A 13,177-nucleotide genomic window follows, 5' to 3' on the forward strand; every position below is an offset into this window, starting at 1 on the left:
CTTACGACACTTGTCTTGAAAAGCGGCACGGCCACGCCCAAACATGAGGCATGACAAAGACTTTGCTTTCCTTTGGCCACGGTTACTCGGCCCAAGCACTCGACCGCCTCCTGATCCCTCAGGGTTGGCGCGTCTATGGCACCACCCGCTCGACCGAGAACTTTGCCGAGCTAGAGGCGCGCGGCGTGATACCCCTGCTCTGGGGCAGCGACGAGGTGCGCGCGGCCCTAGAGGAATGCAGCCACATCCTGATCTCGGCTGGCCCCAAAGATGCGGGCGATCCGGTGCTTGCACTCTATCGTGACACCATCGCGCGGCGGGCCAGTGAACTGGAATGGGTGGGCTATCTGTCCACTACAGGCGTCTACGGCCATCATGATGGCGGCTGGGTGACAGAGGACGCACCGCTGATCCCCGCCACCCCGCGTGGCATGTCCCGCAAGAACGCCGAACAAGCGTGGGGCAGCATCGACGGACTGCCTCTGCATATCTTCCGCCTTGCTGGCATTTATGGCCCCGGCCGCGGTCCATTTGAAAAGGTCCGCACAGGCAAAGCCCGCCGGATCATCAAAAAGGGACAGGTCTTCAGCCGCATCCACGTGGACGACATCGCGCAGGTCTTGGCGGCCAGCATCGCGCAGCCCAACCCCGGCCGCGCCTATAACGTCTGTGACAATGACCCTGCCCCGCCGCAGGACGTCATCGCCTATGCGGCCGAACTGCTCGGGATGCCCCTGCCCCCTGCCGTGAACTTCGAAGATGCGGACATGACCCCCATGGCCCGCAGTTTCTACGCCGAGAGCAAGCGCGTCGATAACACCCGCATCAAAGAAGAGCTCGGCGTCGAACTCGCCTATCCCGACTACCGCGCTGGCTTGCAGAAATCGCTATCGGTCGAGGATCCGCGCAGTTCTGTTCTGAGTTTTCTGGAGCGCTACAACAACGCTTTCTATGCCCGCGACATCAACGCGTTGAGGGACTGCTATACCGAGGATCGGGTGCGATTCTGGGACAATCATGTTGGCAATGACAGCGACGACCTGCCCGCGCATCTGACCGCCGTTCAGACATTCTTCGACGACGGAACGATTGAACAGCTGGAGATCGATAGCCCGCAGGTCTGGTTCCACGGCGATACGGCCACGCTATCAGCGACCCTACGCTATGCGTCCGCCCCGAAACCGGGGGTCCGCAGTACCTTCTGTCTGAAGATGCAAAAAGGTTCGTGGCGGGCGTTTCACGTCCACCACTCGTTTGATCCGAACGAGACTTAGGCCCGTTTCCCCAGCGTCTCGACGCCCATGACGTCCAGCACTTTGGCCTCGATGTCTTCGGCGTTCAGGCCAGCGACCGCGTACATGTCACGGGGGTTGGCTTGGTCAATAAAGATGTCCGGCAGAACCATGCTGCGGAATTTGAAGCCGCGATCGAACACGCCCTCTTCGGCCAACAGATGCGAAACATGGCTGGCAAAGCCGCCAATCGCGCCCTCTTCGACGGTGATCAGAGCATCGTGGGTCTCCACGAGCTTCAGGATCAGGTCGCGGTCCAGCGGCTTGGCAAAGCGCGCATCGGCCACGGTCGGAGTAATGCCGCGCGCGTCCAATGCCTCGCAGGCTTGCATGACCTCTTGCAGGCGGGTGCCAAAGGAGAGGATCGCGACGCCTTTACCCTCGCGGATCATGCGGCCCTTGCCAATTTCTAGGATCTCGCCACGCTCGGGCATCTCCACGCCGGTGCCCTCGCCACGAGGATAGCGGAAGCTGATCGGGCCCTGATCATAGGCTGCTGCGGTGGCGACCATGTGGACGAGTTCGGCTTCGTCTGCCGCCGCCATGACGACGAAATCGGGCAGGTTGGCTAGGAACGCGGTGTCGAACGCGCCAGCATGGGTCGCGCCATCGGCACCCACCAGACCTGCGCGGTCAATCGCGAAACGGACAGGCAAACGCTGAATCGCCACGTCGTGAACCACTTGATCATAGCCACGCTGCAGGAACGTCGAATAGAGAGCGCAGAACGGGCGCAAACCACCCGCCGCCAGACCAGCGGCAAAGGTTACAGCGTGCTGTTCAGCGATACCCACGTCAAAGCAGCGGCTGGGATAGCGGTCCTGAAACTGCTTCAGGCCAGTGCCATCAGGCATCGCGGCAGTGACGGCACAAACCTTGGTGTCGCGCGCGGCCTCGTCCAGCAGTGCCTTGGAAAACACGCCGGTATAGCTCGGCGCGTTCGAGGGGGTTTTCTTCTGCTTGCCCGTGACTACGTCGAACTTGGAAACACCATGACCTTTATCAGCGGCAGCCTCGGCGGGGGCATAGCCTTTGCCCTTTTGGGTCAGGACGTGGATCAGGATCGGGCCGGTTGCGCGGTCATGGACGGTGCGCAGAACAGGCAGCAGCTGGTCCATATCGTGGCCGTCGATGGGACCGACATAACTAAAGCCCAAGGCCTCGAACAAAGTGCCGCCCGTCGCCATGCCCTTCAGCATGTCTTTGGCGCGCTTGGCGCTCTCGCGGAAGGGTTCGGGCAGGAAGCCGACCGCGCCCTTGGCAACCTCTTTCAGGTCATGGAAGGGACGCTCGGCATAGAGTTTCGACAAATAAGACGACATCGCGCCAACGGGAGGCGCAATCGACATCTCGTTGTCATTCAGAATAACGATCAGGCGCTTTTTCAGGTGGCCGGCGTTGTTCATCGCCTCGTAGGCCATGCCCGCGCTGATCGAACCATCCCCGATCACGGCGATCCCGTCGCCCAAGCCTTCGGGGCAGTTGCCCCCCAGATCTCGCGCCACGCTAAAGCCCAAGGCCGCGCTGATCGAGGTGCTGGAATGCGCCGCGCCGAACGGGTCATAGGGGCTTTCTGAACGCTTGGTAAAACCGGACAGTCCGTCCTTTTGGCGCAGCGTGCGGATGCGATCGCGGCGGCCGGTCAGAATCTTGTGAGGATAGCTCTGGTGGCTCACGTCCCAGATGATTTTGTCCTTGGGCGTATCCCAGATCGCATGCAACGCGACCGTCAACTCGACCACGCCAAGCCCCGCACCAAGATGCCCGCCGGTTTCAGAGACAGCACTGATCGTCTCGGCCCGCACTTCGCGCGCCAGCTGTTTCAGCTGTGCATCCGACAGTCCCTTCATGTCCGAAGGGGTCGTGATCTGGTCCAGCAATGGCGTCTCGGGACGGTTCGACATAAGGGCGCGCCTCCTTGGGGGCGTTTCAGCTTTCGCGGGAGATAACGAAACGAGCCGCTTCCCGCAAGCTCTCGGCCTGTTTCCCATATGGAGATAGAGCGTCGCAGGCCTGCGTCACCAGATCGGCCGCGCGCTGACGCGCGCCATCAAGACCCAGCAAAGAAACAAAGGTCGCCTTGCCCGCCTCGGCATCCTTTTGCAGACGCTTGCCAGCCTTGGCCTCGTCCCCGGTTTCATCAAGGATGTCGTCAGCAATCTGGAAGGCAAGACCCAGCGCCTTGGCGTAGGTCGAGAGCGGCATCACATCGGCCTGCGCCAGACGGGCGCCTGCTTCTGCCGACCATTGGATCAGGGCACCGGTTTTACCGTCTTGTAGCTTGGTGATCTGCTCCAGCGTCAGCGGTGTGTCTGCGGTTTCGGCCGCGATATCCAGCGCCTGCCCGTATACCATTCCTTGCGCACCAGAGGCGCGGGCAAGGGTCAGACACAGGTCGGCACGGACCTCGGCAGGACCGGCCGCGGGATCAGCGCAAAGTTCAAACGCCAGTGTTTGCAGCGCATCGCCGGCCAGAACCGCAGTCGCCTCGTCCCATTTTACGTGAACGGTGGGCTGGCCGCGACGCAGGTCGTCGTCATCCATGCAGGGCAGATCATCATGCACCAAGGAATAGGCGTGCAAAGCTTCGATCGCACAGGCCGGCAGGATTGCACGGGCGGGATCGACGCCGTGCAGCCGCGCGCCTTCGAGCACCAAGAAGCCGCGCAGGCGCTTGCCCCCGTTCAAAACCGCGTGGGCCATCGCATGATGCACAGGCTCGCTCGGCAGGCCCGCAAAAATACGGTCAAACTCGGACTGGATCGCGGATTTCGCCCGCGCCTGCCCATCCAAAAACTGCTGCATCGGGGATCAGAGACCTTCGGCGGCCTTCAGACCTGTGGGATTGCCGTCGCCGTCCAACGTGATCTGCGCGACCTTTTCCTCTGCGGCCTTCAGCTTGGCCTCGCAATGCTTCTTCAGCTCTGCGCCGCGCTGATACAGGGTGATCGATTCTTCCAGCGGGACCTGACCGTTTTCCAGCTGACCGACGACCTTTTCCAGTTCGTTCATGGCGGCTTCGAAGCTGAGTTCGTTGACAGGTGTATCGGTGGTCATCGGAAGGCCCCTATAAATTTCCGGTTCAGCCGCACGCGGCGGCTGCCTTTGTAAAATCACATTCCCTGAGATGGGTCGAGTCCCGCGCCCTGTCCAGTCCAAACCAGAGCAGAGTTAATCCGGCGCGAGCATGTACCCAGCCCCGCGCACAGTTTGCAGATACCGAGGCTGCTTGGGGTCTTCTTCCAGCTTGCGGCGCAGGCGGGTGATCTGGACGTCCACAGCGCGTTCCTGCGCCTGACCTTTATCGCGACCCAATTCTTCGACCAGTTTGGTGCGGGTCAGCGCCTCTCCGGGTTGGGCGGCAAAGATCCGCATCAGCTGCGCCTCGGTCGCGGTCAGACGCACGGGCGTGTCACCCTGCCACATCTCGCCGCGGTCGATGTCATAGCGCACGGGACCCAGTTGCAGCAGCTTGGGTGCCGCATCGGTCTCCACCGGCTCCGGCATCCGGCGCAGAATGGCATTCATGCGCAACAGCAACTCTTTGGGCTCAAAGGGTTTGGGCAGGTAGTCATCCGCGCCCGCCTCGAGCCCCGCGATCCGGTCCTCGGTCTCGCCCTTGGCCGTCAGCAGCAGGATCGGCGTCATCCGGTCCTCGCGCAGGGATTTCGTCATGCTGACGCCATCCTCGCCGGGCATCATCACGTCCATCACGATCAAGTCGAAATCAAGCCCACCAAGGATGCGGCGCGCATGAGCAGCATCGCGGGCGGTCGTCACGAGAAAGCCATTTCGTGCCAGAAACTTCTGGAGCAAACCCCGAATACGCTCGTCATCATCGACAATCAGGATGTGGGGCGCTGGTTCGCTCATGAATTCTCCTCCCGCAGCGACAGGTATTGGCGTCGCATGTCGGGGTCCATCATAGCCTCGAGAACAGTACGAAAGCCAGCCACAGCTTCGGGACCCGCCGCACGGTAGGCTGCGCGCATACGCGCACGCTGCGCATCGGACAGCCTTTGCTCCAACCCCTCGCCTTCGGGCGTCAGATACAGGTGACGCTCGCGCTTGTCTTTCTCGCCCACACGCGACTCAACCAGCCCGTCCGCAATCAACGTGCGCAACACGCGGTTCAGCGATTGCTTGGTCACGCCGAGGGTGTTCAACAGATTGTTAACAGTGGTCCCAGGGCTGCGGTTAATAAAGTGGATGGCGCGGTGATGGGCCCGCCCGTACTCCATCCCACTCAGGATTCGGTCCGGATCTGCCGTAAACCCGCGATAAGCAAAGAACATTGCCTCGATGCCCTTGCGCAGTTGCTCATCGGTCAGAAACAGAAGGCTTTCGCCACTGTGTAAACCGGGATGTCCTCGCTCTTCCATCGGAGTGCCCTCGCTTCCTTCGGTGTCCCCCGTTTTTAAGTCAGCCTTGTTGACATTCCAAGAGCAGACTGTTAGCGAATCCTCGAATTTGCGCAACTTTATGTCCGCATCGGACCAGACTAGCGCAATTTTCGCAAATTTCGTGCTGAGAGAAGGATGCCGACGATGGCTGGCGCATATGATGATCGTGACGGGAAAATCTGGCTGGACGGCCAGCTTGTGGAATGGCGTGATGCGAACGTCCACATTCTGAGCCACGCCCTGCACTATGCGTCCTCGGTGTTCGAGGGCGAGCGCTGCTACAACGGCAAAATCTTCAAATCGATCGAGCACTCGGAGCGTTTGCTTGCGTCCGGCGGCTTGCTCGACATGCCGATCCCCTACACCGTTGAGCAGATCGAAGAAGCCAAGAAAGCGGTTCTCGAAGCGAACGGCCTGACCGACGCTTATGTGCGCGTTGTTGCATGGCGCGGCGCGGGCGAAGACATGGGTGTCGCATCCTCGAAAAACCCTGTGCGCATGGCAGTTGCCGCTTGGGAATGGGGTGCCTACTACGGCGACGCCAAAATGCAGGGCGCGAAACTCGACATCGCCAAGTGGAAGCGCCCCTCGCCTGAAACCATCCCCACCGCTGCCAAGGCGGCCGGTCTTTACATGATCTGCACCATGTCCAAGCACGCCGCCGAGGCTAAAGGTTGCTCGGATGCGCTGTTCATGGACTACCGTGGCTACGTGGCCGAAGCGACCGGCGCGAACATCTTCTTCGTCAAGGACGGCGAAGTGCACACACCGATCCCGGACGCGATCCTGAACGGCATCACCCGTCAGACCGTCATCGACATGCTCAAAGCCAAGGGCATCACCGTGCACGAACGCCGCATCATGCCCGAAGAGCTAGCCGATTTCGAACAGTGCTGGCTGACCGGCACGGCTGCCGAAGTGACCCCCGTGGGCCAGATCGGTGACTACACCTTCACCGTTGGCGACATCACGCGCAACATCGCCGAAGAGTACGAAGCTCTGGTGCGTAGCTGATCCGTCATGGCCCCACGGCCATGACAGCGCCCGCCAAGCCTGCCCTTGCGGCAGAGCGCGGCGGGCGCTTTTCGTTTCTGGGCTAGCCCCCGCCCGCAAAACCACTAGATTGCACCGCCATGAAGCTGACCCTGAACGCCCTCACCGACCTGCGCGACCTGCCGTATGACACCATCATCGACGCCCGCGCCCCTGCCGAATTCGCCGAGGATCACCTACCCGGCGCAATCAACCTACCTGTCCTTGATGACGAGGAGCGGGCCCGCGTGGGCACAATCTACAAGCAGGTCAGCCCTTTTGACGCACGCAAGATCGGGGGCGCATTGGTCGCCAAAAACGTCGCCCGCCATCTTGAGGAAAAGCTTCACGATTACCAAGGCGGCTGGCGTCCGCTGGTCTATTGCTGGCGTGGCGGTCAGCGCTCTGGCTCGTTCGCGACAATCCTGTCGCAGGTCGGCTGGCGCGTCGGTCTGATTGATGGGGGCTACAAAAGCTACCGCCGTTTGATCGTCAAAAGCATGCACGACGAGCCGATCCCTCACAAATTCATCTTGATCGATGGCCCCACGGGCACGGCAAAAACGGATCTTTTGGCGCATCTGAAATCCGCTGGCGCGCAGGTCATCGACCTCGAAGGCATCTACGCTCACCGTGGATCGCTGCTTGGTGCCGTTGGCCACCCCCAACCCAGCCAAAAGAAGGCAGAGGGCGAACTGGCTATGCAGCTCGCGCACCTTGATCCCTCAAAGCCCGTGTATGTCGAGGCCGAGTCCAGCCGCATTGGCGACCGCCTCGTGCCCCCGTCGGTCTGGACCGCCATGTGCGCAGCCCCGCGGATTCGTATTGACGCCAGCATTCCCGCCCGCGCTGAATATCTGACCCGTGCCTATGCCGATCTAATCGACGACCCAGAGGCCCTGATGGCACGGATGGAGCCCCTTCGGAGCTTCCAAAGCCGCGAGCTGGTCGACCACTGGATGGAGCTGGCCAAGGTTGGCGCCTTTAGCACGCTCGCGGCTGAGTTGATGGAGCAGCACTACGACAGCCGCTACGAAAAATCCGCAAACCGCTATCCGCACACTCTGCTGGGCCGGATTCACCTTGGCGATGCGATTGACACCGCCGCGCTGGACCGCGCCGCTGAGCAATGCCTGAGCCTTAGCGCAGAGTAATCCGCGCAGGTCCCGCGACGCATTCCCCAATCACTGCGGGCTGTGCGCCGGTGGCCTTCAATACCGCGATCAAGGCTGGCACATCGCTCTGTGGTACCGCAGCTAGGAACCCGCCCGCCGTCTGGGGGTCGTACAGGATCTCGGCCTCTGGGGGGATCAGTCCATCAATCGGCGCCGCAGTCCTATTCAGATCATGCAGGCTCGATTTCTGCCCCCGCGCCAGCAACTCCCGCGCGCCAGAATAGGCGGGCACTGCAGACAGGTCGATCACCGCGCCGCACCTGCTCGCCTCTAGCATCTCGCCCAAATGCCCCCCCAAACCAAAACCGGTCACGTCGGTCAAAGCATGCACACCATGCAGCGCGTTTGCCTCTGCCGTACGGGGTTCGACCTGCGCCCTGAGCAGCGCGGCCACATCGCGCCCATCAGCCGCCAGCTGCATCTCGGCCGCCATGATCACCCCCGACCCCAACGGCCGCGTCAGGATGAGTGCATCGCCAACTTGTGCCCCTGCCTTGGTCCGCGCAGGACCATCGAGAATGCCGGTCAACGTCAAACCTAGAGACAGTTCCGCCCCCAGTGTCGTATGCCCGCCCGCCAACGCCGCACCGCATTCCGCCAGAGCGCCGGTGATGCCTTCCATCACTTCGGCCAGCCGCCGCTCTTGCAGGCGCGGGGACATACGCGGAAGCGTCAAGTTGACCAAGGCCGTTTGGGGCCGCGCGCCCATGGCAAAGATATCGCCCAAAGCGTGGATGGTCGTGATGCGGGCAAAGACCTTTGGGTCCTCCCAAAACGCGCGCAGATGGTCAGTGGTGATCACTTGGGTGACCTCGCCCATCTGGACAATTGCCGCATCATCCCCTGGCCCCGTGACCAAATCGGGATGGCTGGTCGGCGTCACATTTGCCAAGGCCGCGCGCAGGGGGCCCGCGGCGACCTTGGCTCCGCAGCCACCGCACAGGGGTTTGCCGCCACCCAATTCCTCTCGCACGCCATCAGCGACCTGCGCAGGTACAGCAGGGCCTGCCATCCGCTTCAAATCGCGGAACATGTTCATGAATTTCTGGTCGATGTGGTCCTTCCATTTCCACATCAAGGCACCTTGCGGCCCAAACCCGCCCTTGTCCGCCAAAGCCCGCTTATCTCCCAGCGAAATCAACTTCAGAAATGTCTTCTGCGGGCGAAACGCTTTTACCTGACCGGCCCCCAAGGCCGCCTTCAGGTTATTTAGAAGTATGGGCGCGGCGCGGACCGCGTAGACCCCTGCTTTGGGCCGCGGACTGGGATCCTGATGGCAGCAATCCCCGCAAGCGTAGACATTTGGATTGCTCGTTCGCAGATGCGCATCCACACGAATAAAGCCCCGCTCCAATGCCAATCCAGTCTGTGCCAGCCAGTCATGCGGGCGCGCGCCAGCCGCGCCTACGGTCATGTCCGCAGGAACGCGCGTGTCGTCGTCTAGCAGAACACAGTCGGATTGCACCTGAGCGATGTTCGCCTGTTCGTGCAATGCAACGCCCCAACGCTCTAGCTCTTTGCGTAGAATGCGTTGATGACGATCAGATTGCTCAGCAAGAACCGCCCCACGCTCGATCAAGGATACTCGCCCTCGGGAGCCCAAGGCATGGGACATCGCCATGGACAGCTCGACACCGGCCAATCCGCCCCCAATGACCGCCACATCGCCACCGCCTCGTTCCAAGAAATCCGCCCACTCGGCCGAGTAGCGTCCCAATGGCTTCGCTGCGACGCCGTGTTCGGAAAACCCCGGAATCGCAGGCATGTCAGAGGTGATCCCCACATCGACAGAGGCGACATCATACGGCACCGCACCATAGCCTTCGACCGTGACGACCTGTTCAGAGAGGTCCATTGCCACCGCCCGCCCTTGGATCAGGCGCGCGCCCGCGAACCGCGCCAAGCGCACCAGATCAATATCCAGCTCTTCGCGTGAGTAATGGCCCGCAATATGCCCGGGCAGCATACCGGTATAAGGTGCTGCCGCCTGCGGGTCGATCACTGTCAGCCGAACGCCCGGAAGCGGGTTCATCCCCCACATCCGCAGCACCAAGGCATGGGCATGCCCCCCGCCAACAAAAACCAGATCGCGGGTGTCAGGCAGCGATGTCAGCAAGGATCAGCCCTCTTGGGTTTTCTCCGGCTCGGGGCTCCACTCGGGACGCTCCAAGGTGGCCCAGTTCGTGTCACCATTCGGCTCGGGCAGTTCTTCCTCAAGCTCGTGACGGTGCAAATAGGCCTTGGAAATGAAATTGGCGGTAATCGGCGCGGTGATAAACAAGAAAAGCGTGATCAGCAGTTCGTGCAACGAGCCATGCTCTTCGAAGGCAAAGGAATAGATCACCGACGCGATCAGAACGCCGCCAACCCCAAGCGTGGTCGCTTTGGTTGGGGCGTGCAGACGCGCCATGGGGTGATCCAGCTTGATCAGGCCAAAGCTGCCTACAAGGCCAAAGAATCCAGCAATGACCAAACAGGCCGCGATGATGATTTCTACAACCATATCCAATGCCCCTTATTCGATGATGTTGCCGCGCAGCATAAAGCGCGCGTAGGCCACGGTGCCCACAAAACCCAGCATCGCCACGACCATTGCCGCTTCGAAGAAGATTTCGGTGCCTTGCTGGATGCCCTGCAGAACCAGAATGGCGATGGCGTTGATCACCATCGTATCCAGCGCCAGAACGCGATCCCCAACCCCGGGGGCAAAGATCACGCGATAGAGCGTCAGCAGCAGGCCGAGGCCAAAGCAAATGAAGGCGAAATCGAGAGCGTAAGAAATGATCATTCGAAAATCTCCTTCAAGCGAGCCTCGTAGCGGGATTTGATGTCGTCACGAACGGCATCCGGATCGGGCGCGTCCAGACAATGAACGAGCAGCGCGCTGCCCTGAGCAGACACATCAGCGGTCACTGTGCCGGGCGTCATGGTGATGGTACCCGCAAGAACCGTGATCGCTTCGGGCGTTTTCAAATCCAGCGGAACCGTAACCCAAGCGGGCTTGCGCGCTGCGTTGGATTTGAACAGGACGATCAGAGCCACGTCGATGTTCGATTTGACGATATCATACAGGACGATCAGCACGTAGGCCGCAATCTTGATCGGATGCTTCAGAACGGGACGATCCGGCCAGTATGCTGCTGTGATGATCGGGATAAAGATACCCAAGATCAGGCCCACAATGAACACGCCCGGACCGGCAGTGTTATCGAGCAGCATCCAGACCAGTGTGAGCAGAGCCGTCAGATAGGGGTGTGGAAAGATACGTTTCAGCATCAGTGGGACTCCCCTGCATGGCCGTCAGTGGCCTCTTGCGGATGATCGGTGCCATGTTCGCCGCCCTCGGTCTGAAGCAAATGCTCGTCCACCGGCGCGTGACCGCTGCCATCCTTTTCGTGCGCCATGCTCTCTTCCATCGTGTTGTTGATGACGGCAGAGATATAGGCATCCGTGTCATAGAGTTGCTCTGCGGTGGCGATGGCAAAGCGGTGCATCGGCCCCGCCAGAACAGTCATCGCAACAATCCCAGCCATCAGAGCCCCAATGGCGACAAAGGCCAAGGGCTGACGGGGATGTTCATAAGCAGGCGCGTCGGTTTCGGGCAGGCCGTAGCCCTTCCAGAACACCAGCGAACCGGCGCGACCAAAGCCCATGATCGCGATCAACGAGGTGATGAGAATCGCGCCCCAAAGCCACCAGTTGCCCACAGCAGCATCGAGGATCAGCAGCTTACCCAAGAAGCCGGACAGCGGCGGCATCCCCGCCATCGCAATCGCGGCGGCGAAATAAAATGCAGCAACCAAACCATTCTGCGGCATCGGGCGATCTTCGCGGATGGTGTCCTGCCACTGTGGCCGGCGGGAGACGATCAAATCGACGATCAGGAACAGCGCTGCAGTCGCCAGCGTCGAATGCACCACGTAGTAAATCGCGGCGGCAGTTGCTTCGGGAGTGAACAGCGCGATCGCGATCAGCAGGGTACCGACCGAACCGATGGCAGCGTAAGCCACCATCTTGGACAGCGATTTGGCCCCCAGAATACCGATCATGCCAACAGCAAGCGAAATAACGATCACAGGCAAGAGCCAGACATCATAGCTGCCTGCAATTGCGGGCGAGTCCTGCGGGAAGGCCAGCGTGAACATGCGCAAAATCGCGTAGGCGCCAACCTTGGTCATGATCGCGAACAAGGCAGCCACAGGCGCGGGACCCGCAGCATAGCTTTCGGGCAGCCAGAAGTGCAGTGGCAGGATCGCAGCTTTGACCGCGAAGACCATCAGCGCCATGACCACACCGACGCGCAAGAGCGCTGTGTGCTCCGGCTCTAGCACAGCAATGCGGGCTGCCATGTCTGCCATGTTCAGCGTGCCAGTGACGTTATACAGCGTCCCCAAAGCAAACAGGAACAGGGTCGATCCCAGCAGGTTGTAAATCACGTATTGCGTACCTGCCTGTAGACGGCGCGTCCCCCCGCCAAAGGTCATCAGACCATAGCTGGCGATCAGCAAGATCTCGAAGAAAACGAACAGGTTGAACGCGTCGCCCGTCATAAAGGCGCCGATCACGCCCATCAGCTGGAACTGGAAAAGCGCATGGAAATGCTTGCCGCGTTTGTCCCAGTCGGACCCAATGGCATACAGCATGACGCACATTGCCAACACCGCAGTCAGCAGCACCATCAACGCGGACAACCGGTCCAGCATGATGACAATGCCAAAGGGCGCAGGCCATGCCCCCAGCTCGTAAACCCAGATATCCCCGCTTTGGGCATAGACAAACAGGCCGAGCGCGTTGATTAGCAGCAAGGACAGTCCGACCAGCGAGAAGACCCGCTGCAGCGCCACTTGATGGCGAACGGACAGAACAATGAATGCGCCGAGAAGGGTCGGCAGCAGGATCGGCGTAATGATCCAGTGGCTCATGCCCGGTCCTCCGATGCGTCGTCGTCTTGCATGTCGATCTTGTCATGGCCGCCCGACAAATACGCCGCGAGGGCGATCATCAGAACGACGGCAGTCATGCCGAAACCGATCACGATGGCAGTCAGAACCAGCGCCTGCGGCAGCGGGTCCGTGTAGGTATAGTCTCCGTATCCTTGCAGCACGGGCGGCGCGCCCACAATCAAGCGACCGGTCGAGAACAGGTAGATGTTCACAGCATAGGATAGGAAAGAGGTTCCCAGAATGACCGGGAACGTCCGGAAGCGCAGGATCAGATAGATCCCTGCTGCGGTCAGCACACCGATGGCGCTCGCGACAAGAAACTCGATGGTCAT

General features: G+C 60.8%; 14 protein-coding genes and 1 pseudogene. 4 read left to right on the forward strand and 11 right to left on the reverse strand.

Annotated features, from left to right (window positions below; genetic code table 11):
• Positions 1-50 precede the first annotated feature (50 nt).
• Together BM225_RS07715 and BM225_RS22095 are read left to right on the forward strand one after the other, a co-directional pair.
• A pseudogene (locus BM225_RS07715) lies at positions 51-899 on the forward strand (SDR family oxidoreductase); the annotation flags it as partial.
• Positions 876-1,274 carry a YybH family protein gene (locus BM225_RS22095; RefSeq protein WP_276326942.1) on the forward strand — a complete coding sequence of 133 codons (399 nt, stop codon included), beginning with the start codon at positions 876-878 and terminating at the stop codon, positions 1,272-1,274. The pseudogene BM225_RS07715 and the gene BM225_RS22095, both read left to right, overlap by 24 nt.
• On the opposite strand, the gene dxs is transcribed toward BM225_RS22095, so the two are convergent.
• From dxs to BM225_RS07740, 5 genes are all read right to left on the reverse strand, one after another.
• Positions 1,271-3,196 (reverse strand): 1-deoxy-D-xylulose-5-phosphate synthase, encoded by a 1,926-nt coding sequence (gene dxs / locus BM225_RS07720; protein WP_072708610.1) that lies wholly within the window; start codon positions 3,194-3,196, stop codon positions 1,271-1,273. The genes BM225_RS22095 and dxs overlap by 4 nt on opposite strands.
• Positions 3,197-3,221: 25 nt before the next feature.
• Positions 3,222-4,097 (reverse strand): polyprenyl synthetase family protein, encoded by an 876-nt coding sequence (locus BM225_RS07725; protein WP_072708612.1) that lies wholly within the window; start codon positions 4,095-4,097, stop codon positions 3,222-3,224.
• A gap of 6 nt (positions 4,098-4,103) precedes the next feature.
• Positions 4,104-4,349 (reverse strand): exodeoxyribonuclease VII small subunit, encoded by a 246-nt coding sequence (locus BM225_RS07730; protein WP_072708614.1) that lies wholly within the window; start codon positions 4,347-4,349, stop codon positions 4,104-4,106.
• 114 nt (positions 4,350-4,463) lie between these two features.
• Positions 4,464-5,165, reverse strand: a complete 702-nt coding sequence (locus BM225_RS07735) for a response regulator (protein WP_072708617.1) — start codon at positions 5,163-5,165, stop codon at positions 4,464-4,466.
• Positions 5,162-5,674: a MarR family winged helix-turn-helix transcriptional regulator gene (locus BM225_RS07740; RefSeq protein WP_072708619.1), complete on the reverse strand. Its 513-nt coding sequence runs from the start codon at positions 5,672-5,674 to the stop codon at positions 5,162-5,164. Before BM225_RS07740 ends, BM225_RS07735 begins: the two co-directional genes overlap by 4 nt.
• A 165-nt stretch (positions 5,675-5,839) precedes the next feature.
• Between BM225_RS07740 and BM225_RS07745 the strand changes: the two genes are divergently transcribed.
• Positions 5,840-6,709, forward strand: a complete 870-nt coding sequence (locus BM225_RS07745) for a branched-chain amino acid aminotransferase (RefSeq protein WP_072708622.1) — start codon at positions 5,840-5,842, stop codon at positions 6,707-6,709.
• 119 nt (positions 6,710-6,828) lie between these two features.
• Complete coding sequence (gene mnmH / locus BM225_RS07750; protein WP_072708624.1) at positions 6,829-7,881, forward strand: tRNA 2-selenouridine(34) synthase MnmH; 1,053 nt, start codon at positions 6,829-6,831, stop codon at positions 7,879-7,881.
• Here mnmH and selD read toward each other — a convergent pair.
• From selD to BM225_RS07780, 6 genes are read right to left on the reverse strand one after another with little or no spacing between them, the layout of a single operon-like run.
• Entirely contained in the window at positions 7,868-10,018 is a 2,151-nt protein-coding gene (gene selD / locus BM225_RS07755) for a selenide, water dikinase SelD (protein WP_072708626.1), read from the reverse strand. The two genes, mnmH and selD, sit on opposite strands and share 14 nt — an antisense overlap.
• Before the next feature lie 3 nt (positions 10,019-10,021).
• Complete coding sequence (locus tag BM225_RS07760; protein ID WP_072708628.1) at positions 10,022-10,411, reverse strand: Na+/H+ antiporter subunit G; 390 nt, start codon at positions 10,409-10,411, stop codon at positions 10,022-10,024.
• A gap of 6 nt (positions 10,412-10,417) precedes the next feature.
• Complete coding sequence (locus BM225_RS07765; RefSeq protein ID WP_072709399.1) at positions 10,418-10,687, reverse strand: K+/H+ antiporter subunit F; 270 nt, start codon at positions 10,685-10,687, stop codon at positions 10,418-10,420.
• Positions 10,687-11,178, reverse strand: a complete 492-nt coding sequence (locus BM225_RS07770; protein ID WP_072708631.1) for a Na+/H+ antiporter subunit E — start codon at positions 11,176-11,178, stop codon at positions 10,687-10,689. Before BM225_RS07770 ends, BM225_RS07765 begins: the two co-directional genes overlap by 1 nt.
• Positions 11,178-12,824: a monovalent cation/H+ antiporter subunit D gene (locus BM225_RS07775; RefSeq protein WP_092464150.1), complete on the reverse strand. Its 1,647-nt coding sequence runs from the start codon at positions 12,822-12,824 to the stop codon at positions 11,178-11,180. Before BM225_RS07775 ends, BM225_RS07770 begins: the two co-directional genes overlap by 1 nt.
• A complete protein-coding gene (locus BM225_RS07780; RefSeq protein ID WP_072709401.1) occupies positions 12,821-13,171 on the reverse strand; it encodes a Na+/H+ antiporter subunit C in 351 nt (116 codons plus the stop codon). Before BM225_RS07780 ends, BM225_RS07775 begins: the two co-directional genes overlap by 4 nt.
• Positions 13,172-13,177: the final 6 nt, after the last annotated feature.

Source organism: Donghicola eburneus (assembly GCF_900115865.1).
Classification (GTDB): Bacteria; Pseudomonadota; Alphaproteobacteria; order Rhodobacterales; family Rhodobacteraceae; genus Donghicola; species Donghicola eburneus.

Bases quoted from the DNA above. Each gene is read 5' to 3' on its own strand.
- BM225_RS07775 (WP_092464150.1), bottom strand. From the start codon at position 12,824: ATGAGCCACTGGATCATTACGCCGATCCTGCTGCCGACCCTTCTCGGC.
- BM225_RS07740 (WP_072708619.1), bottom strand. From the start codon at position 5,674: ATGGAAGAGCGAGGACATCCCGGTTTACACAGTGGCGAAAGCCTTCTG.
- BM225_RS07745 (WP_072708622.1), top strand. From the start codon at position 5,840: ATGGCTGGCGCATATGATGATCGTGACGGGAAAATCTGGCTGGACGGC.
- BM225_RS07735 (WP_072708617.1), bottom strand. From the start codon at position 5,165: ATGAGCGAACCAGCGCCCCACATCCTGATTGTCGATGATGACGAGCGT.
- BM225_RS07770 (WP_072708631.1), bottom strand. From the start codon at position 11,178: ATGCTGAAACGTATCTTTCCACACCCCTATCTGACGGCTCTGCTCACA.
- BM225_RS07725 (WP_072708612.1), bottom strand. From the start codon at position 4,097: ATGCAGCAGTTTTTGGATGGGCAGGCGCGGGCGAAATCCGCGATCCAG.
- mnmH (WP_072708624.1), top strand. From the start codon at position 6,829: ATGAAGCTGACCCTGAACGCCCTCACCGACCTGCGCGACCTGCCGTAT.
- BM225_RS07730 (WP_072708614.1), bottom strand. From the start codon at position 4,349: ATGACCACCGATACACCTGTCAACGAACTCAGCTTCGAAGCCGCCATG.
- dxs (WP_072708610.1), bottom strand. From the start codon at position 3,196: ATGTCGAACCGTCCCGAGACGCCATTGCTGGACCAGATCACGACCCCT.